The organism is Haloechinothrix salitolerans (assembly GCF_042662605.1).
Lineage (GTDB): Bacteria > Actinomycetota > Actinomycetes > Mycobacteriales > Pseudonocardiaceae > Haloechinothrix_A > Haloechinothrix_A salitolerans.
This window is the reverse complement of record NZ_JBHSXX010000001.1, coordinates 5,165,489-5,186,792: the sequence shown is the minus strand read 5'-3', so window position 1 is coordinate 5,186,792 and position 21,304 is coordinate 5,165,489. Positions and strand designations below refer to the sequence as shown.

At 67.7% G+C, this 21,304-nt stretch carries 19 protein-coding genes; 8 read left to right on the top strand and 11 right to left on the bottom strand.

Annotated features, from left to right (window positions below; genetic code table 11):
- Window positions 1-9 precede the first annotated feature (9 nt).
- Window positions 10-867 (top strand): class I SAM-dependent methyltransferase, encoded by an 858-nt coding sequence (locus ACFQGD_RS24665; RefSeq protein ID WP_345395386.1) that lies wholly within the window; start codon window positions 10-12, stop codon window positions 865-867.
- Window positions 868-1,021: 154 nt separating this feature from the next.
- On the opposite strand, the gene ACFQGD_RS24660 is transcribed toward ACFQGD_RS24665, so the two are convergent.
- Window positions 1,022-2,020, bottom strand: a complete 999-nt coding sequence (locus ACFQGD_RS24660; RefSeq protein ID WP_345395389.1) for an NAD-dependent epimerase/dehydratase family protein — start codon at window positions 2,018-2,020, stop codon at window positions 1,022-1,024.
- Window positions 2,021-2,278: 258 nt separating this feature from the next.
- Here ACFQGD_RS24660 and ACFQGD_RS24655 point away from each other — a divergent pair, with 258 nt between their 5' ends.
- Together ACFQGD_RS24655 and ACFQGD_RS24650 are read left to right on the top strand one after the other, a co-directional pair.
- Window positions 2,279-3,250, top strand: coding sequence for an asparaginase (locus tag ACFQGD_RS24655; RefSeq protein ID WP_345395392.1), 972 nt, complete (start codon window positions 2,279-2,281; stop codon window positions 3,248-3,250).
- Between the two features lie 147 nt (window positions 3,251-3,397).
- On the top strand, window positions 3,398-3,757 hold the full coding sequence (locus ACFQGD_RS24650) for a hypothetical protein (RefSeq protein WP_345395395.1): 360 nt from the start codon (window positions 3,398-3,400) through the stop codon (window positions 3,755-3,757).
- Here ACFQGD_RS24650 and ACFQGD_RS24645 read toward each other — a convergent pair whose 3' ends face one another.
- The 3 genes from ACFQGD_RS24645 to ACFQGD_RS24635 all read right to left on the bottom strand — a co-directional run bounded on the left by ACFQGD_RS24645 (window position 3,758) and on the right by ACFQGD_RS24635 (window position 6,495).
- Window positions 3,758-4,336, bottom strand: a complete 579-nt coding sequence (locus ACFQGD_RS24645; protein WP_345395398.1) for a thioredoxin family protein — start codon at window positions 4,334-4,336, stop codon at window positions 3,758-3,760.
- Window positions 4,337-4,399: 63 nt separating this feature from the next.
- Window positions 4,400-5,482 carry a galactose-1-phosphate uridylyltransferase gene (galT, locus tag ACFQGD_RS24640; RefSeq protein WP_345395401.1) on the bottom strand — a complete coding sequence of 361 codons (1,083 nt, stop codon included), beginning with the start codon at window positions 5,480-5,482 and terminating at the stop codon, window positions 4,400-4,402.
- Complete coding sequence (locus ACFQGD_RS24635; RefSeq protein WP_345395404.1) at window positions 5,479-6,495, bottom strand: GlxA family transcriptional regulator; 1,017 nt, start codon at window positions 6,493-6,495, stop codon at window positions 5,479-5,481. The genes galT and ACFQGD_RS24635 overlap by 4 nt, the downstream gene beginning before the upstream one ends.
- A 71-nt stretch (window positions 6,496-6,566) precedes the next feature.
- On the opposite strand from ACFQGD_RS24635, the gene ACFQGD_RS24630 reads away from it, so the two are divergent.
- Window positions 6,567-7,355, top strand: coding sequence for an NAD(P)H-dependent oxidoreductase (locus ACFQGD_RS24630; RefSeq protein WP_345395407.1), 789 nt, complete (start codon window positions 6,567-6,569; stop codon window positions 7,353-7,355).
- Here the strand turns inward: ACFQGD_RS24630 and ACFQGD_RS24625 are convergent.
- The 3 genes from ACFQGD_RS24625 to ACFQGD_RS24615 are packed head-to-tail and all read right to left on the bottom strand — an operon-like array spanning window position 7,330 to window position 11,167.
- Entirely contained in the window at window positions 7,330-7,974 is a 645-nt protein-coding gene (locus ACFQGD_RS24625; protein WP_345395410.1) for an acetoacetate decarboxylase family protein, read from the bottom strand. The two genes, ACFQGD_RS24630 and ACFQGD_RS24625, sit on opposite strands and share 26 nt — an antisense overlap.
- Complete coding sequence (locus tag ACFQGD_RS24620; RefSeq protein WP_345395413.1) at window positions 7,971-9,695, bottom strand: GMC family oxidoreductase; 1,725 nt, start codon at window positions 9,693-9,695, stop codon at window positions 7,971-7,973. Before ACFQGD_RS24620 ends, ACFQGD_RS24625 begins: the two co-directional genes overlap by 4 nt.
- Window positions 9,692-11,167: a flavin-containing monooxygenase gene (locus ACFQGD_RS24615; protein WP_345395416.1), complete on the bottom strand. Its 1,476-nt coding sequence runs from the start codon at window positions 11,165-11,167 to the stop codon at window positions 9,692-9,694. Before ACFQGD_RS24615 ends, ACFQGD_RS24620 begins: the two co-directional genes overlap by 4 nt.
- A gap of 124 nt (window positions 11,168-11,291) precedes the next feature.
- Between ACFQGD_RS24615 and ACFQGD_RS24610 the strand changes: the two genes are divergently transcribed.
- Window positions 11,292-12,332, top strand: a complete 1,041-nt coding sequence (locus ACFQGD_RS24610) for an AraC family transcriptional regulator (RefSeq protein ID WP_345395419.1) — start codon at window positions 11,292-11,294, stop codon at window positions 12,330-12,332.
- A 47-nt stretch (window positions 12,333-12,379) separates the two neighbouring features.
- Here the strand turns inward: ACFQGD_RS24610 and cutA are convergent, their stop codons facing one another.
- A complete protein-coding gene (cutA, locus tag ACFQGD_RS24605) occupies window positions 12,380-12,709 on the bottom strand; it encodes a divalent-cation tolerance protein CutA (RefSeq protein WP_345395422.1) in 330 nt (109 codons plus the stop codon).
- Window positions 12,710-12,769: 60 nt separating this feature from the next.
- Window positions 12,770-14,263: a putative glycoside hydrolase gene (locus tag ACFQGD_RS24600; protein WP_345395425.1), complete on the bottom strand. Its 1,494-nt coding sequence runs from the start codon at window positions 14,261-14,263 to the stop codon at window positions 12,770-12,772.
- 318 nt (window positions 14,264-14,581) lie between these two features.
- Between ACFQGD_RS24600 and ACFQGD_RS24595 the strand changes: the two genes are divergently transcribed.
- The gene (locus ACFQGD_RS24595) at window positions 14,582-15,535 is read left to right on the top strand and encodes a polysaccharide deacetylase family protein (RefSeq protein ID WP_345395428.1); all 954 of its coding nucleotides are present in this window, start codon (window positions 14,582-14,584) and stop codon (window positions 15,533-15,535) included.
- A 40-nt stretch (window positions 15,536-15,575) separates the two neighbouring features.
- Here the strand turns inward: ACFQGD_RS24595 and ACFQGD_RS24590 are convergent, their stop codons facing one another.
- Together ACFQGD_RS24590 and ACFQGD_RS24585 are read right to left on the bottom strand one after the other, a co-directional pair.
- Window positions 15,576-17,288: a 1-deoxy-D-xylulose-5-phosphate synthase N-terminal domain-containing protein gene (locus ACFQGD_RS24590; protein ID WP_345395431.1), complete on the bottom strand. Its 1,713-nt coding sequence runs from the start codon at window positions 17,286-17,288 to the stop codon at window positions 15,576-15,578.
- A 360-nt stretch (window positions 17,289-17,648) separates the two neighbouring features.
- Window positions 17,649-17,807 (bottom strand): hypothetical protein, encoded by a 159-nt coding sequence (locus tag ACFQGD_RS24585; protein ID WP_345395434.1) that lies wholly within the window; start codon window positions 17,805-17,807, stop codon window positions 17,649-17,651.
- Between the two features lie 156 nt (window positions 17,808-17,963).
- On the opposite strand from ACFQGD_RS24585, the gene ACFQGD_RS24580 reads away from it, so the two are divergent.
- Window positions 17,964-19,499, top strand: a complete 1,536-nt coding sequence (locus tag ACFQGD_RS24580; protein WP_345395437.1) for an AMP-binding protein — start codon at window positions 17,964-17,966, stop codon at window positions 19,497-19,499.
- Window positions 19,500-19,714: 215 nt separating this feature from the next.
- A complete protein-coding gene (locus ACFQGD_RS24575) occupies window positions 19,715-21,304 on the top strand; it encodes an alanine/glycine:cation symporter family protein (RefSeq protein ID WP_345395440.1) in 1,590 nt (529 codons plus the stop codon).

Here is a 21,304-nt window from a genome sequence, read left to right as displayed (position 1 = left end):
GGAGTGACGATGACGATGACCGACCGCGATGCGCGCAATGCCCCCGAGTTGGCCCGCACGGCGGTGTCCGGGGACAGTGGGCGAGATGCGCTGCCGAGCGGGGCGGTGCGAGTACTGCGAGACCGGCTCAAGGCCAACGATCCGGTGTGGCTCGGCTATCACGTGCTCGACCGCGCCGCCGCGAAGGTAAGCCGGTTCTTCGACGGCCGCGCTCGCGCTCGCGAGCGGGCGCGCGACCTGCCCGGCGTGAACACCCGCGAGTACAACCGGATGCTGTGGACAGCCTACGACTGGTCGCACGATGGCGAAGAGTGGACGCCGTCGGTGGAGTGGCGCGAGTCGGTTGTCACCGAAGTGCTCGTGCCGCTGCTGCCCTCGGACGCGGACGTGTTGGAGATCGGCCCCGGCGCGGGCCGGTGGACGCGGGAGCTCTCGCCCCGGGCGCGTTCCTTGGCGTTGGCCGACATCAGCGAGCGCGCGATCGAGCTGTGCCGGGAGCGCTTCGCCGCCGAGAATTTGTCGTTCCTTGTCACCGACGGCAACACGCTGCCGGGCGTCGCGGACGGCTCGATCGACTTCGTGTGGTCGTTCGACGTCTTCCTCCACATCGCGCCGGTCGACCAGAAGGGTTACTTGCGTGAGCTGGCGCGGGTGATGCGCTCCGGCGCGGTCGCCGTCATCCATCACCCTGGTGACGGCGGCTCCGCCGAGGGGTGGCGTTCGGCGATGACAGCGGAACTGTTCGCCGAGCTGGTGGCCGACGCCGGGATGCGGGTGCACCGGCAGTTCTCCCGCTGGGGTGCCGGTGATCGCTTCAGCCTGCCCAACTCGGGCGACGTCATCACGGTGTTCGGCCCGCCAGCCTGAGCGCGACCACGCGCTCGGCCCGGCGCGGCGCGTGAAAGACGGCCAGTCCCCGGTGTGCCACCCGCACCGGGGACCGGTGGGGTGTGCGCAGACCGGGAACCGGCCGAGAGCGGTGCGCGCCGCGGCGCCTGCCGCAACGCGCACCGCGTCGCCCTCAGCTGGCCGGTGCCAGCGCGAGCTGTTTAGCGACCTGCTGCTCGATCCACGTGTAGGTCTCGGTCAGTCCCTCGCGTAGCGAGATGGACGGTTGCCAGCCATAGACCGATTCGATCAGCGTGTTGTCGCTGCACCGGCCGCGCACGCCCTGTGGTGCATCCAGCTTGTACCGCCGGTGCAGCCGGATGCCCGCGATGTCCTCGACGACGTCGACCAGCTCGTTGATCGTCACCAGCTCGGAGCTGCCAAGGTTGAGCGGTTCGGCGTAGTCACCCTCGGCGATCATCATGCTGCCGGTGACGCAGTCGTCGACATAGGTGAAACTGCGGGTCTGCTTACCGTCGCCCCAGATCTCGATGCTGTGATCGCCGGTGAGCTTGGCGGTGGCGACCTTGCGGCAGATCGCGGCGGGGGCCTTCTCCCTGCCGCCCTGCCACGCGCCGTGCGGCCCGTAGACGTTGTGGTAGCGGGCGACGCGGGTATACATGCCGTAGTCCTCGGCGAAGTGGCGCGCCATGCGCTCGGAGAACAGTTTCTCCCAGCCGTAGCCGTCCTCCGGCATGGCGGGGTAGGCGTCGGACTCGACAAGATAGTCGGCGTCCGGCCGATCCTGCTTATTCGCCGCGTAGACACAGGCGGACGACGAGTAGAAGAACCGGCTCACCCCGGAGTCGCGGGCGGCCTGCAGCATGTGGGTGCTGATCAACACCGACAGCATGCACTCGGCTTTGTGGTTCTCGATGAAACCGATGCCACCCATGTCGGCGGCCAGGTGATACACCACGTCCATTCCGGCGGCCGCGATCCGGCATTGTGGCAACAATTTGAGGTCGAGTGTGATGTTTTCCGCCTCGGAGAACCGCTGATCCCATTTATGAGCGGGTTTCACGTCTACCGCGCGCACGTACTCACCTTGCTCCAGAAGTCGTTTGACCAGGTGGCCTCCGATGAAGCCGCCAGCTCCGGTGACAAGGACGGCGCGTGGTTTATCGACCATAGGAACTCCCTGAATGTGACGGTAAGGAGTGGAGCCGAGGGTGTTGTGATCGTGGCTTCACTCGTGGATTCCGCACAGGTCAACGACGACTAGGAATGAACGATACGCATCACTAGGTATTTAATTGGAGGCGAAAAAATGAGATATTCTCGGTTATGCCACCAGTCCTGCACGGTTGGCGGCGACAGCGCGCCACACCACCCCGGTACAGTGGCGCCGTTCGGGTGACACCGCCGAGCCGAGGGGAAGGGGACGTCGATGGAGCCGCGCGCGCCGCGCCACGAACCGCTCGCCTACGTCATGCGCAACGGGATGGTCGAGAGTGTGCACTACGGTTCCGCCGTCGTGCTGGATGCCGATGGCGCTGTCCGCCACGCTGTCGGTGACCCGGATGCGGTCATGTATCCGCGTTCGGCGGTCAAGCCGGTTCAGGCGAGCGCCATGGTCGGCTGTGGCCTCGATCTGCCCGCCGACCTGCTCGCGCTCGCGGCGTCCAGCCATTCCGGCGAGCAGTGCCACGTCGATGGCGTGCTGCGCATCCTCGCCACTGAGTCGTTGTCCGAGGACGACCTGCGGAACCCGATCGGTTACCCGCTCGACACCACCGTGCGCGACAAATGGCTCGCGGCGGGGCGTCCGCCGAGCAGGCTCGCGCAGAACTGCTCGGGCAAGCACGCCGCGATGCTGGTGACGGCGCGGCGCAACGGCTGGTCGCTCGACGACTACCGCGACCCCGAGCACCCGGTGCAGCGCGAGATCGCGTCGCTGCTCGCGGAACTCTCCGGCGAGAAGGTCGCCAAGGTGGCCGTTGACGGTTGCGGCGCGCCCCTGTTCGCGCTGTCGCTGACCGGGCTCGCTAGGGCGATCGGCGCGGTCGCCAGTGCGGCTGACGGCTCACCGATGGCGGCGGTCGCCGCGGCGACCCGCACGCACCCGGTGCGACTCGGTGGCAGCACCCGCCCGGTCACCGAACTGATCAAGGCGGTGCCCGGCCTCATCGCCAAGGACGGTGCGGAAGGCGTCGAGGTCGCCGCGCTGCCGGATGGCACATCGGTCGCTATCAAGATCGCCGACGGCACCAGCCGGGCGCGGGACGCCGTCACCGCCGCCGCGCTCGTGCTCGCCGGGGTCGATGCCGCCAGGCTCCCGGCGCTCGACGGCGTCGACACCGAGGGTGGCGACGGTGTCACCGATGGTCTCCGACTCGCATCCGCCCTGATCAGGCGGTAGTTTCGGCGCGATTGTCCGGTACGCGGCATTGCGTATCACGGCGGGAACTCGATTCAGTATCAGGGGCCGGTCCATCCCGTCATCGCGGTAACGAAGGCCGTCACTGTGGCGAGATAGCCCACGAGGCGAGCTGAAGGGTACACGCGCATGACTACGCAATCCTCGTACGTCCTTGAGGCGGTGGGGTGGCACATCACAGAAGGCCACGCCGACTGGATGGAGTCCGACGAGCCGCTGGCGAGCCGGGACGACGTCCGGGCCGCCTATCACGAGGTAGAGACGCTGATCCGGCCGTTCGCGCACTACCGCATCGTCGGTTTGCTGCACGACGACGTCGGCAAGACGGAATACACCCCGGTCGAAGGCGGCACCGGGGTGCGGCTGGTGATCTCCCCGAGCGGCATGTCGGTGGAGACCTTCGAGGTGTGCGTCGCCGACGAGATCAGCTATGGGCTGGTCGACGCCTGCGACTGCGGCACCTGCGCCGCGCGGAGCGACGAGAGCTGATCAGCCGAACCACTCGGGTTCGTTGCCCGGGGTCCACTTGATGTTGCAGCCGATGCTGGGCACTTGGTCGCCGCTGATCGGCTCGCCCGCGAGCAGCGACCGCACCGCGGCGTCCAGCTCCTCACCGGTCACGGCGACGTCGTTACCTGGCGTCGCGCCGTCGAAGCGGCCCCGGTAGACCAGGCAGCGCGAGTCGTCGAACAGGAAGAAGTCCGGCGTGCACGCCGCGCGGTAGGCCTTCGCGACAGACTGGTCTGTGTCGCTGACGTACGGGAAGGTCCAGCCCCAGGCCTTCGCCTGCTCGGCCATCTTCTCCGGCCGGTCGTCAGGGTGGGACGTGACGTCGTTGCTGTTGATGCCGACGACGCCGATCCCGGACTCCTGCCAGCGGGCCGTCGCCTCGCCGAACTCGACCGCGATGTGGCGCACGAACGGGCAGTGGTTGCAGACGAACGCGACCAAGGTGCCGTGCGTTCCCGCGACCTGATCCAGGCTCCACATGACGCCGTCGGGGTCGGGTAGCGCGAAGTCCGGCGCTGTCGTTCCGAGCGTGAGCATGGTTGATTCCACAGCCACCATGCGTCTGAGCGTACTGAGCCCAGTGGGCTTGGTCGATCGGAGGTCGGCGCCGCGGGCGGTGTGTCAGTCGCCGACGTCTCGCAAGCGCTGCGCGGCATCCTCCGGGCGGACGTCGTTGAGGAACACGCCCATCGCGGACTCCATCGCGGCGAGGTATTTGAGCTTGTCCTCGGCGCGGCGGATGGAGAACAGCTCCAGCCGCAGGTAGCTCAGGTCGCGGTCGATGTTGACCATGGCCTGCTGCCATGCGGCGACGTAGGGCAGCGGCGCGTCGTAGAGCCGATCAAGTCGCCGCAGCAGGTCGAGGTAGAGGTGGCAGAACGCGTCCCGTTCGGCGTCGGACAACGCTGGCAGGTCGGGCACCTGCCGATGCGGGTAGACGTGCACCTCGACCGGCCAGCGCGCCGCCGCGGGCACGAACGCAGTCCAGTGCTCGTTCTCCGCGACGATCCTGGTGCCCGCCTTGCGCTCGGTGGCGAGGATGTCGCCGAAGAGGTTGCGCCATGTCCGCCTGCGATACGAGCGGGCGGACTCCAGCATTCGCCGTGTCCTTGGCGCGGCGAACGGGATGGCGTAGATCTGGCCGTGTGGATGCTCCAACGTCACGCCGATCTCGACGCCCCGGTTCTCGAACGGCACCACCTGCTCGATGCCCGGCTGCAACCCAAGCTCGATGGTGCGGTCGGCCCACGCGTCCATGACGGTGCGTGCCCTTGCCGGAGAGAGCTGGGCGAACGAGCGGTCGTGGTCGCTGGTGAAGCAGACGACTTCGCAGTGGCCGATGCCGGGCTGGCGCGGTACGAGATCCTCGCCTTGCGACATCAGTTCACCGACGTCAGCGGCCAGCGACGGGAACCGGTTGTCGAACACCACGACGTCGTAGTCGCTGGCGGGGATCTCGGTCAGCGCGCCCTCCCGCGAGGGACACAGCGGGCAGTCGGCGGCATCCGGCAGGTGAGTGCGGTCCTGCCGGTGCGCGGCGATCGCCACCCACTCGTCGACGAGCGGATCGAACCGCAGTTCGCTGCCGACGTTCAGCGGAGGCAGCTGTCTGCTGTCGACCGGCCGCGCGCGAGACTGGCCGCCGGTATCGTCGTAGTAGATCAACTGTCTGCCATCGGCGAGTCGCGCCACGGTCTTTCTCATGGCGGCGTCATTCTCGCTGGGTTTGCGGCCATGACCCCAGACCGTACCGGGTCCCCCTGACATCCCCGGAACGTCGCCCGGTACGCCCGTGGTGAGACACCGATCGCGTCGTGCAGGTGCTGGCGCAGCGAGACCGCGGTGCCGAACCCGGCCGCCGCGGCGACCCTGTCCACCGGCAGGTCGGTCTCCTCGAGTAGTTCGCGGGCTCGCGCCACGCGCTGCTGCGTCAGCCACCGCAGTGGCGACAGCCCTGTCTCCTCGCGGAAGCGCCTGGTGAAGGTCCGGACACTCATCGCCTCGCGCGCGGCCAGTTCGCGCAGGGTGATCGGCCGGTCGAGATGTGCCAGCGCCCACTCCCGGGCGGCGCCGGTGGACGTCTCCCGTCGCGACATCACCGGCCGTGGGATGAACTGCGCCTGCCCGCCCTCTCGGTGCGGTGGCACCACCGTCGTGCGTGCGACGTCGTTGGCCACGGCGGCGCCGTGGTCGCGACGCACCATATGCAGGCACAGGTCGATGCCGGACGCCTCGCCCGCCGACGTCAGAACGTCGCCGGAGTCGGTATAGAGCACGTCGGTGTCCAGTTCGACGCGCGGGAACAGCCGTCGGAACCGCTCAGCCGACTTCCAGTGCGTTGTGGCGCGCAAGCCGTCGAGCCATCCGGCGGCGGCGAGCACGAACGCCCCGGTGCAAATCGACGCCACCCGCGTGCCCGGCCGGACGCGCGCCAGGGCCGCCGCGAGCTCCGGCCCGAGACGGCCCTCAGTCTCCGTCTCGTCCGGGTGCGTCGCGGGCACGATCACCGTGTCCGCCTCGGCCAGCGCCTCCGGCCCGTGCGTGACGGTGATGGGGAAGTCTGCGTCGGTGGGCACCTGACCCGGCAGCGCCGCGCAGGTGACGACGTCGTACAGCGGCGCTCCGTCTGGCGCGAAGGCGCGGCCGAAGATCTGATGCACGATGCCCAGCTCCAGCGGTACCAGGCCGTGGCGGACGAGAACAGCTACTCGATGCATGGCCCGATTCTTTCACATCATGTCCATCAGGCCACTCGTATCGAGCGGGCGACCCGGTCAGGCTGGAACACATGAACGTACTGTGGATCTTCGCTCACCCGGAGCAGTGCTCACTCAATGGAGCACTTCTCACGCACGGCATTAACCAGCTCCGCGAGGCGGGGCACTACGTCCAGGTGTCCGACCTCTACGCGATGGGCTGGAACCCGATCGCGGATGCCCACGACGTCACGCACGACGTCCGCGGTCGGCTCATCGTCGGCGCCGAGCAGGAGCGCGGCTACCGGCGCGGCACGCTCAGCGAGGACATCCGCGCCGAGCACACCAAGCTCGCGCGGGCGGACGCCGTGGTCTTCCAGTTCCCGCTGTGGTGGCTAGGCCCGCCCGCCATCCTCAAGGGCTGGTTTGACCGCGTGCTGGTGCAGGGCTTCGCGTTCGGCGTCACCGGCACGGACGGTCGCACCCGGCGTTACGGCGACGGCGGGCTGGCGGGCAAACGTGCCTTGGTGATCACGTCAGTGGGTGCCCGCCCGTCCAGCTTCGGCCCGCGCGGCATCCACGGCGACGTCGACCACGTGCTGTTCCCGCTGCTGCACGGCACGCTGTTCTACACCGGCATGGCCGCGCTGGCGCCGTTGGTCATCTACGGTGCCGACCGGATGGACGACAACGGCTACCGCGCGGTGCTACCCGAACTCCGGCACCGGTTGGCCACGCTGTTCACCGCCGATCCGCTGCCGTTCCGGCACGAGGATAGCGGTGACTACGACGACGACCTGGTGTTGCGTCCTGACCTTTCGGCAGGCCAGACCGGGCTGGCCGTGCACTACGGCGCTAGCGCCGTCGCGCCGCGTATCTGAGGTGGGTTCCGAAGCGCATGTCGAAGCCGGTCAGCCCCATGCTGGCCAGCGGCTTGTGGCCGTGCAGAAACCCGAGCGGCCCGTCGGCGTCCACCCACCACGACGTGCGCACCAGCATCGGCTTGCCCGCTACCCGCACTGGGCTGCGCAGCGGACCACGCTGGATCACCGCGAAGGCCGAGGGAACCGCGATCGGCACTGTCGCCATCGGCACGAACGCCGCGCCCGCGATCGGGCCGTGGTCACCGTGGGCCGTCGCGGTGATCGCGCGGCTGCTGCGCCATTCGAACTTCGCCATGTCCTTCGGGATGTGCCACAGTTCCCTGCCACCTGCCAGCGACGTCTCGCTGTCCACCCAGATGTGGGTGATGGACGCGGCCGGTTTCGTGCCGTCACGCACCGCGACGGTGGCCATCAGCTCGCGGTAGGACAGCATCCCCGGCTCCTGGTAGTCCACCCATGCGGTGACGACGAAGCCATAGCCTCCCATGGAGATCGGCACAATGCCGTTCATACTGTCTGGCAGCGCGGGAAGCTCCTGCTCGGGCAGCCGCCACACCGACACGAAGGCGTCCCCGCACAGCGTCCACGGTTCGGGCGGGTACCGCTGTTCCGTCATGCCTGCTCCGCCTTCTTCGTGCGTCGCTTCACCGGAGTGATCGGCAACCGTAGCGCACCGGGCGCGAACTCGGGCACGGCCGGATGGATCGGCGCGACCGGGTTGATCCGTTGGTACGCCTGACCCAGTGGTGGGCGCGGGTCGGCATCGCCCTTGTTCGGCCAGAACGCCAGCGCCCGCTCCGCCTGCGCGGTGATCGTCAGCGACGGATTCACGCCCAGATTGGCCGAGATCGCGGAGCCGTCCACCACGTGCAGTCCCTCGTAGCCGTAGAGCCGCTGGTACGGGTCGACCACGCCGGTCTCCGGTGAGTCGCCGATCGGGCAGCCGCCGATGTAGTGCGCCGTTGACGGCACGTTGACGATGTCCATGTAGAGTCCGAGCGCATCGCCGTTGATCTTGTCGGAGTAGCGGCGGTTCGCCTCGTGCCCGATCGGGATCCACGTCGGGTTCGGCTCGCCGGTGCCCTGCCGAGTCGACAGCCGGTGCCCGAACAGCCCGCGCTTGCGGAACGACGTCAGCGAGTTGTCCAGCGACTGCATCACCAGCAGGATCACGGACCGGTCGGACGCCCCGCGCACGTTGAGTGAACGCAGGAACCGCAGCGGATGCGCGATCACCGACAACACGAACCGAAGCGCACGCAGCTTCCCGCCGTCGACCATCGGCGCGGACAGCGGGAACAACGAGTTCTGCCCGGTGCCGTAGTGACACACCTCGATGTGGGTGTCCGCCTCGGGGTGGATGGACGACGTGATCGCGATGCCCTGCGCGAAGTCGCGTCGGGTGCGGCTGGACGACACCAGGATCGCCTCGGAGTTCGTTCGGGTCAGCTCCCCGAGCCGGTCGGACAGCCGTGGCAGCCGCCCGGTGTCCTTGAGTTGGTGCAGCAGCTTCTGCGTGCCGAGCGCCGCCGCGGAGAACACCACCTGTTCGGCGGTATAGCGGCGACGCTGCTTGCGGACGACGCTGCCGGACCGCTCGGTGACGACCTCGTAGCCGCCGCCGTCGAGCGGCCGGACGTCGGTCACCGTGGCCATCTCGTGCACCCGCGCGCCTGCCTGCTCGGCGAGGTAGAGGTAGTTCGTCGTGGTGGTGTTCTTCGCGTTGTGCGGGCAGCCGGTGAAGCACCGGGCGCAGTGCACGCAGCCGGTGCGCTCCGGGCCCGCCCCGCCGAAGTACGGGTCGGGCACGGTCTTGCCCTCGGCGTCGTCACCCTCGCCGAAGAACACGCCGACCTGCGTGGGGTGGAACGTCTCCGCCACGCCCAGCTCCTCGGCGACCTCCCGCAGCACCTCGTCCGCCGGGGTCAGCCTCGGGTTGGTGGTCACGCCGAGCATCCGCTTCGCCTGGTCGTAGTACGGCGCGAGCTCCGCGCGCCAGTCAGTGATGTGCGACCACGCCGGGTCGGAGTAGAACTTGTCCAGCGGCTCGTACAGCGTGTTGCCGTAGATCAGCGACCCGCCGCCGACACCGGACGCGCTGAACAACGCGACCTTGCCGAGCCAGCTGATCCGCTGCGTGCCGGTCAGCCCGAGTCGAGGCGCCCAGATCGACTTGCGCAGGTTCCAGTTGGACTTGGGGTAGTCGTCGGGACGCCATCGACGCCCCGACTCGAACACGCCGACCCGGTAGCCCTTCTCGGTGAGCCGCAGCGCGGACACGCTGCCCCCGAAGCCTGAGCCGATGACGATGACGTCGTAGTCGAAGGTCCTGCTCACGCCGCCTCCTCGCGGTCGAGTAGCCGGTAGTCATCCGGGTCGAGAGTGCGGGTGGCCAGCCGGTAGGAGCTGACCGTGCCAGGCCAGTTGTTGGTGATGCGGCCGTGCTCGTTGCGATACCAGCTGGAGCACAGCGTCCACACCGACCGGTTGAGTCTGGATTGCAGTCGCTGGTCGAACCGCCTCGCGACGTCCTCCTTGACGTCCATGGCGCGGGCGCCGTCGCGCGCGAGCAGCCGCACCGCCTTGCCGATATAGCGGGCCTGGCACTCCAGCATGTAGATGATCGAGCCGACACCCAGATTAGTGTTGGGGCCATACATGAGGAACATGTTCGGGAAGCCGGGCACGGTCATGCCGAGATAGGCGTGCGCGCCCTCGCTCCACTCGTCGGCGAGCTTGCGGCCGTCGAGCCCGTGCACCGCCATCGGGCCAAGGAACTCCGACGTCTTGAAGCCGGTGCCGTAGATGATGACGTCCGCCCGGTGGAGCGTGCCGTCCGTGGTGCGGACGCCTTCCGGCTCGATGCGCTCGATGCCGGTCGTCTCAAGGTGGACGTTCGGCCGGCCCAGCGCTGGGTAGTAGTCGCCGGAGAACAGCCCGCGCTTGCAACCCGGCTCGTAGTCCGGGGTGAGCTTGGCGCGCAGCCGCCTGTCGGGCACCTGGCGGCGCAGATGGAACCGGGCGATCGCCGCGAACAGCGGACGCATCTTCGGGACGTCGACCAACGCGAGCGCCAGCACCTCGCAGAGCAGCCAGAACGCGAACCGCTCGGCGACCCGGGTGAACGGCAGCTTCCGGAACATCGTGTGATGCCACTGCTTGTAGACGACCTCGGGCCTGGGTAGCACCCAGGGAGCGGAACGCTGGAACACCGTCATGTGTTCGACGTCCGGTTGGATCGCGGGCACGAACTGCACCGCGCTCGCCCCGGTGCCGATCACCGCGACGCGCTTACCTCGAAGGTCGACCGAATGATCCCACTCCGCGGAGTGAAACGACGGCCCTCGAAACGTCTCGATGCCCTCGATGTGCGGCAGCGCGGGCCGGGAGAGCTGTCCGGTGGCGGGCACGAAGACGTCCGCCGTGAACTCCTCGCCGGTGTCGGTGGCCAGTCGCCACTGCGCGTGAGCCTCGTCGAAGGTGGCCGAGGTGACTTCGGCACCGAACCGGATGTGCGGCATCAGGTCGTTGTCATTGACGACGCGCCGCATGTACTCCTTGATCTCGCCCTGCGGCGAGAACCGTGACGACCATGCCGGGTTCGGTTCGGTGGAGAACGAGTAGTACGGCGACGGGATGTCGCAGGCGGCGCCAGGGTAGGTGTTCTCGCGCCACACGCCGCCGATGTCGTCTCCCTTCTCCAGGATGACGAAGTCGTCGAGACCAGCGCGCTTGAGTTCCAGCGCCATGCCGATGCCGCCGAAGCCGGTGCCGACGATCGCGACCGACGGGCCTGTCGAACTGCTCATGGATTTACCGTAGCCCCAGGCAGCCACGGTGAGCAGCGATGCGCGGACAGAAAATCCATAGTTTCGGCCAAACTTGGCGAGTCTCCCCGCCAGTGGAAGCACTCGCGGATCCATAATTCCGGTCATGGTGGAACACGCGGCGGCTGCGGTGCGCGAGTGGGACTTCCCACGCAGCGCCGCGAGCGTGCTGCTCATGACCCGCTTCGCCGCCGAGCACGGCGTCGGGCACGAGGACATGCTGCGCGGCGCCGCTCTCACGCTGGCCGAGGCGGAGGACCCGGACACCCAGATCGACGCACACCAGGAACTCGCCGTCGTTCGTAACCTCGTCACTCATCTCGGTGGTGAGCCGGGACTTGGACTGCGGGTCGGTTCGCGCTACCAGGTGACGACGTTTGGCATCTTCGGTTTCGCTTGCGTCAGCAGTCCGACGCTGCGCGATGTCATCTCCTTCGCGCTGCGGTACTGGGACCTGAGCTTCGCGTTCGGCATCCCCGAGGTGGAGATCGGCGACTTCGAGATCAAGATCGAACTGCACGACGACGCGGTACCCGGCCAGCTCCGCCGGTTCCTGGTGGAGCGCGACCTCGCCGCGATGTACACGATCATGAACGACCTGTTGCCGATGGGAGTGCCGATCCGGCGGCTTGAGTTCGCGTTCCCTGAGCCCGCATCGGTGGCGCCGTACGAGACGGTGTTCGGGGTGACGCCGGACTTCGGGTGCCCCGCGCATGTCTCGACGTTCGACGTCGCCTACCTAGACAAGCCATTACCGCAGGCCAACGCGCAGACCGTGGCGATGTGTGAGGCGCAGTGCCGCGAACTCGTCGCCCGGCGCAGGGCACGGACGGGGATCTCGCACGACGTGCGGGAGCGACTGATCAACTTCGGCGGGGCGGACACCGGGATGGACGCGGTCGCCGCCGAGCTGAACCTGAGCACCCGCACGCTGCGCCGGAAACTCGCGGAGGAAGGCACCAGTTACCGGATGCTGCTCGACGAGGTACGCGAGGCGTTGGCGGAGGAGATGCTGGCGACCGGTGCGCTGTCGGTGTCCGACGTCGCCGTCCGCCTCGGCTACGCCGAAGCGACCAGCTTCATCCACGCCTTCAAACGCTGGAAAGGCGTGACACCTGCGGCCTACACCCGTTCCGGGCACGGCTAACGCCCGCGGGTCCCGCGTTGTGGTGCGGGGTGTACCAACTTCTGGCGTCAGGCGGGGTCGGCGGTTTCCTCGACCAGCCAGTCGAGGTACTCGGCGCTGCCGCCCTCGATCGGCGTCGCGATGATCTCGGGGACGTCGTAGCTGTGCTCGGCCTTGAGATGGTCGGTGAGCCCGGGAACCCTGTCCGCGACGGTCTTGATGTCGACGCGCCACTCCCGCTCGGTCTGCACCGCACCGTCCCACCGGAACACGCTGGTCAACGGCCCGACGACCTGTGCGCACGCGCCGAGGCGATGCTCGATCGCGCTGGAGGCCAGCGCCGTGGCTTCGGATTCGCTGTCGGTCGTCGTGGACACGATCACGTGATCAGCTGGCATACGTCGAGGGTAACGTCGCCGCGAACGCCGAGCTCCCGCCACCGGAATGCGGACCTCGCGCTAGCGCAGGGCTCCGGAGTGGTAGCGGACGCTGGGACTCCATAGGAAGAAGCTGTCGATGCCCGCGTCGGCCGCGCCGGAGATCTGGGCGGCGACCTGGGCGTCGCCATAGGTCACGCCGAGGCTGAAGTCCTGGAGCCACGGGATGATCTTCGCCCCGGTCCCGCGCACCTGCTTCTTGAAATCTTTCAGCGAGCGCCGCACGATCGGATACGGCTGTGAGTTCGGGTTAGCGACGTTGTACTCGCCCTTGTTCCAGTGCGACGGGTAGACCATCGGCGCGAGGTAGTCGACGTGCTCGGCCATCATCGGGATGTCCTGGGCGATCTCGTGCGGACGGGTGGCCGCTATCCCGAACACCGCCGCGCTGAGGTGGGCGCCGGCCGAGCGCACCGGCTCGCGGCTCTCCCGCAGGAACCGCGCCACGGACACATGCGGCTTCGTCTTCAGGCCGGGGAACGCCATCCCCGCCAGATCACCGTCCGGTCTGCGGATGTAGTCATACATGATCCCGTCGAAGCCGAGTTCCGCCGCTTCGGTCGCGAGGTCGATGTTGTACTGCCGCACCTTCTTGTTGGCGAAGTTGGTGAACGCGATCGGCCCGTACTTGCTGGAGTACGGCTGCCCGCCCGGGTGCTGGATGACCCAGTCGCGGTGTCCGTTCCGCCACGCCCACTCCGCCAGCGTCGGGTCGCGGAACGCCACGATCCTGCCGACCACCCGGATATCCATGCGGTGCAGTTTCTTGATCGCCTTACGGGCGTCGTAAATCCCAGCGTTGGCGCCGGACCGTTTGGCGAGGCCGACCTTCGAGTCGTAGCCGACGATGCCGTCCTCGTCTTTGATGTCGAGCTGGACCGCGTTGATGAGGCCGCGCCGCGCCATGTCGAGGACGCCGCCGCGCAGCCCGTCGTGCGCCCACGCATGCGCGGTCACGTGCACCGCCCTGATCCGCGGGGTGGTGACCGATCCACTGATCGTCTTGGACGTCTCGTTGCCAGCGGCGTCGGTGGCGACGACTTTCGCGTCGGTCGGGACGTACGGCAGGTCCGCTTCGAACTTGCCGTCCTGGCCAAGCGTGACGTCTTCGCCGTCGATGGTCAGCCGGTCGGCCCCATCGGTTTGCCCCGTCACGGCGACGCCGTCTCGGTATGACGTCGCTGCTGGTAGTTCGTCGATCTCCAACGTGGGCGGCGTTGCGTCCACGGTGAACGTGCGAGTGCCGGTGCGGGATGACTTGAGGAACCCGAGTATGCCCGACGCGGGTAGTTCAGCGGCGATTACGTGCTCGCCGTCGCTCAGTTGTCTCGGTCGGTAAACCATGGCGGAGCCGACCACGCTGCCCCGAACGGGCTCACCATCGAGGGTGAGCGTCATCGGGCTGGGATCTTGCCCACCCGTCTCCACCCGTATCTCCACATCGGACAGTGCGGCCGCGCCGATGACGCCAGCGGGCAGCCCGGACACGTCGAGTGTCGGTTGCTCCGATGTCACTCCGCTGACAGTCACTGACGTGAGTACTACGATCACGACCGCTATGACGGCGAGTAGCCAATGACGAGAAATGCGGAGTTTGCTCACCGGTTCGTGCACCCCCGATCGTGTGTCGCGTGTCTCTACTATCCATCGTGTCCGGGGTGCTGTCGTCAAGATTCACTCAAATCGATCAGTGACTGAACCGATGCATTCCGTAACCTGATCTAGATGACGATCGGGGCGCGTCACGCGGCGAGGACGACGGTTACGGTATGCCTGCTGGGTGTGCTGGTCGGGGGGTGTGCCGGGCCGGTGTCGGGAACCCAGGATGCGCCAGTGTCACGAACGTCTGCGCCGTCCGCGAGCGCGCCGACCAGCAGCACCCCCAGCAGCAGTGCGCCGACCACGACGTCAGCCACGCCCGACCCGGCGGACGTCGGCGCAAACGAACTCGGCCTCGTGCCGGTGCTGATGTATCACCAGCTCTCGCCGAACCCGGTGAGCGAATACGACCAGACGCCCTCGGAGTTCCGTGCCGAGTTGAAACGCCTGTACCGCGAGGACTACCGCCCGGTGACGGCGGCGCGGTTCGTCGCGGGCGACATCGACCTGCCCGCGGGTACGCATCCGGTTGTGCTGACCTTCGACGACTCCACCACGAGCCAGGTCCAGATCACGAAAGACGGCGAGCCAAAGCCGGGGACCGCGCTCGCGATCCTGACCGAGTTCGGTGAGAAACACCCGGATTTCAACGCGACCGCGACTTTCTACGTGAACGCCGACCCCTTCGCCGGAGACAAGCGGGCGCTGAAGTGGCTGCATGACCATGGCTACGAGATCGGCGCGCACACCAGCACGCACGCCAACCTCGGGGCGCTGGGCGGGGCGGGTGTGCGGCGGGAGTTGGTCAGCAACATCAACGGCATCAAGACCGCGGCACCGGGCGCGAAGGTCCGGACGATGGCGCTGCCACTTGGCATCTACCCCAGCGATCGGCGGCTCGCGCGGCGCGGTAGCTGGAACGGTCGCTCCTATCGTTTCGACGGGGTCATGCTCGTCGGCGCCGAGCCCGCGCCGTCACCGTTCGCCGGGCTAGACGGTGCTGGCGTTCCACGCATCCGTTCCGGCAAAGGTCGGGTGAAGTTCGATTCCGCGTACTGGCTCGACTGGCTGGCCGACCACCCGAAGCGCCGCTACACGTCAGACGGGCAGCCAGACGTCGTGTCCTTCCCGCGCCGACTGGCCGGCGACCTGGTCGACGACCTTGGCGCGGAGACGAACCCGTACTGACCCGGACCGCACCGCGCCTGGGACCGCGAACGGCGCGCGTCTACTCCCGTCGCAGGGACGGTTTGCCAAGCAGCGTGCGTATCACCCGCGCGATGCCAGCCGCGTCCAGCGAGCACGCTCGCAGCAACTGGTCGCGTGGCGCGTGCGGGAGAAAGCGCGGCGGGAGCGCGTGCGTGACGACCCTGGTGCCCGACCCCGCGGCCGCGAGTGCTTGGGCGAGACGCGCGCCGAGTCCGCCGATCGCCGTGGCTTCCTCGACAACGACGACCATGCGGTGCGCGCCGAGCAGCTTGATCAACGCGGGGTCCACCGGCACTGTCCACCGTGGATCGAGGACTGTCGCAGTGACGTCGCGGAGCGCGAGGGACTCGGCCGCGGCGAGGCATGGTTTCGCGAGCGCACCGGCCGCGAGTAGTACGACGTCCGGATTGGCTGTCTCGCGCAGTACGTCGCACTCTCCTACGCGGCGTGTCGCGGGGACGTCCAGCGGTGCCGGACCCGATGGATGCCGCAGTACGGTGGGTCCGGTTTCGCGGTGAATCGCCTCGCGTAGCAGTTCCCGAAGCCGCACGGTGTCGCGCGGTGCCCCGAGCCGTAGCCCGGGGATCGCCGCGAGCACGGACGGGTCCCACACGCCGTGCTCCCCGCGGTCGCTGACACCAGCGTGGTCGAGCACAACGGTAACCGGTAGCCGATGTCGCGCGACGTCGGCGAGCAGTCGATCGAACGCACGGGGCAACGCGTCCGCACGCATTCGGACCACCGGATGCGTGCCGCCAAGCGCGAGTCCGGCGGCTGAGGTGATCGCGTGTGGTTCGGCGCTACCGGCGTCGAACACGCGCTCGGGGAACCGCGCCGCGAACTCACCGATGCCGGTACCCGTCGTTACGCACACGACGTCATCGCGGTCGGCGCCAAGCGCTGCCAGTTCCGCCTCGAACACGGACGCCCACGTTCTGCGCGTGCGGCTACGCCGCCGCGTGGTCGATTGCGGTGGCACCGCCGTCGTGTCCGTGTTCGGCCGTCGTGTCACGCAGTGAACGACGACGGGGCGGCCCACCGTGGCCGCACGCCGTAGCGCGCGTTCCAACGCGCTCATGCTGTGCCCGTCGACGGGTCCGATGTAGACAAACCCGAGGTCGGTGAACATGTTCGTCCGCAACGGTTTTCCTCGCCGCTGCACGGGAATTTGACTGGCGGCGAGCCCGGCGGCCGCCCGCTTGAGTTCCGCGAGGTGCCTCGCGATGCCGCCCTGTGCCGAGGTGTAGGGCCTGCCGTTGTCATTGAGTACGACCACGACCGGCCGGGCAGGCGCCGCACCGATGTTGTTGAGCGCCTCCCAACTCATTCCACTGGTCAGCGCGTCATCACCGATGACGGCGACCACGCGCCGCCGAGTCGTGTCGCGCACCGCGAACGCCTTCGCCAGCCCATCGGCGTAGCACAGTGGTGCTGCCGCGTGCGCGTGCTCGCTGATCTGGTGCGGCGCGCCCTCGGGGACTTCGGCGCGGCCGGTCAGGATTTCGCGCGCCACCACGGTGTGCTGGGTGTCGAACAGCAAGACGTCCTTGGGTGCGGAGAAGGTCCGGTGCACGGCGAGCGTCAGTTCGACGGTGCTGACAGGTTCGGCACGGCTGCTGTCGAGGTGGTCCCTCGCCTCGCTGGCTAGCCGCGCTACCTCGGCGTCGGAGAGCACGCGAAGATCGGAGGGTTCGTTGACCCGCGACAGCAGGGTGTCGCCCTGGCTGGTCACAATCCACCGCCAATCAGGAAAGGGTGATCGCAGGTTGGCCGGTTTATCGTCGAGGACGGCGGAATGGTGACCGCTTCCTCGTGGTCCCGCTCTCTGAACTGGGCCGTCGCGAATGTGAAGCTACCAGCGGGTGAACGCGACGGTACATTCCCTGAAAGAGCGACTGGCAATTCTTTCGCGCGGTCATCGGCACTGGTTATGCCGTGAACTAGGGCTGGTCGTGCCACGGGCGTTGAGTTCGAGAAAAGCGAGACGAACGGTAGGCGGTAATTCGGGGGAAGATACCGCTCACTATTCCGCGCTTTTGGCCTAGCGTTGGTATTACGGACGGTGATGCGACCGGATTCCAGCGTGAGGTTGTCACAACTTCCGGTAGTGCTGGTCACCAGGTTGGCCTAGGGAGAGGACCAGCGTGCCGCCAGGTCTCGTGGCGCCGTTTGAGCCGACGTCGGTCTCGCCCGCGGGCTTCTCGACGCGCCGCCGCTGCTCACTCGCGGTCTCGCGTGACGGCGTACCCACTCTGGTGGGTGATACCTGGTGCTCGCCGAGAGTGTGGGTAAGGGTGTGTCCCGACGGGTGCGGTTGTGTGTCGGTGAGCCCTGGCGTTTCCCCGCCGCCGGTGCGACCGTGGCTGTGATGTGTATCTGAGGCGGACACACTTCGGAGGAGGCCAGCATGTTCGTGCCGTTCAGCGCACGGGATTTTCTCGACCGGGCGGAAACCGTCTATGGCGAACGAACCGGAATCGTGGATGAACCCGACCAGCCGGCAGAACCGCTCACGGGCCTGACGTATCAGCGAGTCGCCCAGCTCGCCAGAGCACAGGCGGCGGGTCTCGACGCCCTCGACGTCGCGCAGGGCGAGCGGGTCGCGGTCGTGTCGCATAACAGCGCGCGGTTGCTGACCTCGTTCTTCGGTGTGTGCGGGTACGGCAGGGTGCTCGTGCCGATCAACTTCCGGCTGAGTCCCGAGGAGATCCGTTACATCGTGGAGCATTCCGGCGCGAGCGTGCTGCTGACCGACCCCGAGCTAGAGGACACCGTCGCCGACATTCCGGTCAAACACCGCTTCACGCTCGGCGCGGCCAGCGACGCCGAGCTGTATCGCTTCGACGCCGACCCGACGCTGTGGGCCGCCGACGAAGGTGCCACCGCCACGATCAACTACACCAGCGGCACCACCGCGCGGCCCAAGGGCGTGCAGCTCACACACCGCAACATCTGGGTCAACGCCACGACGTTCGCGCTCCACGCTGGCGTGACCGATCGCGACGTCTACCTCCACACGCTGCCGATGTTCCACTGCAACGGTTGGGGGATGCCATTCGCGATGGCGGGACTCGGCGTGCCGCAGATCGTCATTCGCAAGATCGACGGCGCCGAGATTCTGCGTCGCGTCGAGAAGTACGGCGTCACGGTGCTGTGTGCCGCGCCCGCCGTTGTCAACGCGGTGCTGGATGCCGCGCAAGATTGGGACGGCGAGATTCCCGGCCGCGACCGGGTGCGCGTGATCGTCGCGGGCGCGCCGCCGCCGACCAAGACCGTCGAGCGGGTGGAGACCGAGCTGGGCTGGGAGTTCATCCAGATCTACGGGCTTACCGAGACGTCCCCGCTGCTGACGATCAACCGCACCCGGTCGGAGTGGGACGACATCAGCGCGGGCGAGCGTGCCGCGAAGCTGGTGCGCGCGGGCGCGCCCGCGCTCGGCGTGACGCTGCGGACGTCGGAGAACGGCGAGGTGCTCGCGCGGTCCAACGTCGTTCTCGAGGGCTACTGGGAGCAGCCAGAGGAGACCGCGCGCCAGCTGGAGGGCGGCTGGTTCCATACCGGAGACGGCGGCGTGTTCGACGAGGAGAACTACCTCACGATCATGGATCGCAAGAAGGACGTGATCATCACCGGCGGGGAGAACGTCTCGTCCATCGAGGTGGAGGACTGCCTGCACAGCCACCCGGCTGTCGCCGAGGTCGCGGTGATCGGCGTGCCCGATGAGAAATGGGGCGAGACGATCAAGGCGTTGGTCGTGACCACGCCAGGCGCAGACGTGACCGAGGCCGAGCTGATCAAGCACTGCAAGGAGCGGCTGGCGGGCTACAAGGCCCCGACGTCGGTGGAGTTCCGCACCGAGCTGGCCCGCACCGCGACCGGCAAGCTGCAGAAGTTCAAGCTCCGCGCGCCGTACTGGGAGGGCCGCCAGCGTCAGGTGAGCTGACGTCGAGCTGCGCCCACCGCCGCCCCTGTAACCGACGTCACGGCCGTTCGGCCTAGCGATTGTCCGACTCCACAAGATCACGCGCGATTTCCTAGCCAACTACACAAGCCCCAGGTGTTCGGGCTCACATACGGTTTGGCGAATTGCACAGCGCACCCGCCATCTCGGCTACTGAGCCTGGGTGTGCTTCGACAGCGTGTCCAAAGGAGATCGCAATGGTGCCCGTTCACCACGAGGGGTCGGCATTCCGACCCGATGCCGTGCTCGCGCAGGAGCCCGACGGGGGCGGAGGGACTCTCGCGCGCATCGAGGAGACGATCAACAGCTGGTTCGACCCGATCGCCGAAGGGCTCGGCGGTTTCGTCTTCGCCGAGGTCACGGTCTTCGGGGTCACGTTCCCGTGGATCGTGTCCTGGCTGGTCCTCGCCGGCATCATCTTCACGCTCTACTTCGGCTTCATCCAGTTCCGCAGCTTCAAGCTCGCCACAGAGGTGGTGCGCGGCAAATACACGAAGGACGATGAGCCGGGGGAGATCACCCACTTCCAGGCGTTGAGCTCGGCGGTGTCCGGCACCGTCGGACTCGGCAACATCGCCGGTGTCGGCGTCGCGGTCACCATCGGTGGCGCGGGGGCGACGTTCTGGATGGTGCTGTGCGGCCTGTTCGGCATGTGCACGAAGTTCGTCGAGTGCACCCTCGGCGTGCGGTACCGCGAGGAACACCCGGACGGGACCGTGTCCGGCGGCCCGATGCACTACCTGCGCAAGGGCATCGCCGAGCGGATTCCTGGCTCGGCTGGCCGCGTGCTCGGCGGGACGCTCGCCGGGCTCGCCGCCGTCATGATCCTGCTGTTCGGCATCGGTGGCGGCAACATGTTCCAGGCGAACCAGACCGTCGCGCAGCTGCGTGACGTCACCGGTGGTGAGGACAGCATCCTCGCCAGCGATGGCGCCGCGCTCGTCATGGGCATCATCCTCGCGGTCGTCGTCGGCGCGGTGATCTTCGGCGGCATCAAGTCGATCGGCCGCGTGACCAGCAGGCTCGTGCCGTCGATGGCCGTCATCTACGTCGCGGCGTGCGCGATCGTCATTCTGGTCAACATCGACCTCGTTCCCGCCGCCTTCGGCGAGATCTTCAGCGGCGCGTTCACCGGCGAGGGTGTCGTCGGTGGGGCGATCGGCGCGCTGATCGTCGGCTTCACCCGCGCGGCGTTCTCCAACGAGGCAGGTCTCGGCTCCGCGCCGATCGCGCACTCGGCGGTCAAGACGCGCTACCCCGCGACCGAGGGCCTTGTCGCGTTGCTTGAGCCGTTCATCGACACCGTCGTCGTCTGCACCATGACGGCGTTGACCATCGTCATCGCCAACTCGCAGTTCTGGAACGACGCGAAGGCGACCTATGTCGCCGAGGGAGAGAAGGCCGACGGCGTCACCGTCACCTCAAGCGCGTTCGAGACCGTGCTGCCTGGCTTCCCGTACGTGCTGACGCTCGCGGTGATCCTGTTCGCCATCTCGACAATGATCACGTGGGGGTACTACGGCCAGAAGGCGTGGGGCCACCTGTTCGGCGAAAGCACGCTGAGCATCCGTGTCTACCACCTGGTGTACTGCGCGTTCATCGTTGTCGGCGCGGTGCTGACCTTCAGCAGCGTGCTCAGCTTCACCGACGCGGTGCTGTTCCTGCTCTCGGTGGTGAACATCGTGGGCCTCTACCTATTGGCACCGGTGGTCAAGCAGGAGCTGACGAGGTTCCGCGCCCGGCTCCGCGAAGGCGACGTCGACGTCGAGCCGGAGCGGGTCGGCTGA

Coding starts and splice junctions, on each gene's coding strand:
- ACFQGD_RS24615 (WP_345395416.1), bottom strand. CDS start 11,167: ATGAGCAGTTCGACAGGCCCGTCGGTCGCGATCGTCGGCACCGGCTTC.
- ACFQGD_RS24655 (WP_345395392.1), top strand. CDS start 2,279: ATGGAGCCGCGCGCGCCGCGCCACGAACCGCTCGCCTACGTCATGCGC.
- ACFQGD_RS24645 (WP_345395398.1), bottom strand. CDS start 4,336: ATGGTGGCTGTGGAATCAACCATGCTCACGCTCGGAACGACAGCGCCG.
- ACFQGD_RS24580 (WP_345395437.1), top strand. CDS start 17,964: ATGTTCGTGCCGTTCAGCGCACGGGATTTTCTCGACCGGGCGGAAACC.
- galT (WP_345395401.1), bottom strand. CDS start 5,482: ATGAGAAAGACCGTGGCGCGACTCGCCGATGGCAGACAGTTGATCTAC.
- ACFQGD_RS24575 (WP_345395440.1), top strand. CDS start 19,715: ATGGTGCCCGTTCACCACGAGGGGTCGGCATTCCGACCCGATGCCGTG.
- ACFQGD_RS24665 (WP_345395386.1), top strand. CDS start 10: ATGACGATGACCGACCGCGATGCGCGCAATGCCCCCGAGTTGGCCCGC.
- ACFQGD_RS24660 (WP_345395389.1), bottom strand. CDS start 2,020: ATGGTCGATAAACCACGCGCCGTCCTTGTCACCGGAGCTGGCGGCTTC.
- ACFQGD_RS24625 (WP_345395410.1), bottom strand. CDS start 7,974: ATGACGGAACAGCGGTACCCGCCCGAACCGTGGACGCTGTGCGGGGAC.
- cutA (WP_345395422.1), bottom strand. CDS start 12,709: ATGCCAGCTGATCACGTGATCGTGTCCACGACGACCGACAGCGAATCC.
- ACFQGD_RS24650 (WP_345395395.1), top strand. CDS start 3,398: ATGACTACGCAATCCTCGTACGTCCTTGAGGCGGTGGGGTGGCACATC.
- ACFQGD_RS24610 (WP_345395419.1), top strand. CDS start 11,292: ATGGTGGAACACGCGGCGGCTGCGGTGCGCGAGTGGGACTTCCCACGC.
- ACFQGD_RS24635 (WP_345395404.1), bottom strand. CDS start 6,495: ATGCATCGAGTAGCTGTTCTCGTCCGCCACGGCCTGGTACCGCTGGAG.
- ACFQGD_RS24630 (WP_345395407.1), top strand. CDS start 6,567: ATGAACGTACTGTGGATCTTCGCTCACCCGGAGCAGTGCTCACTCAAT.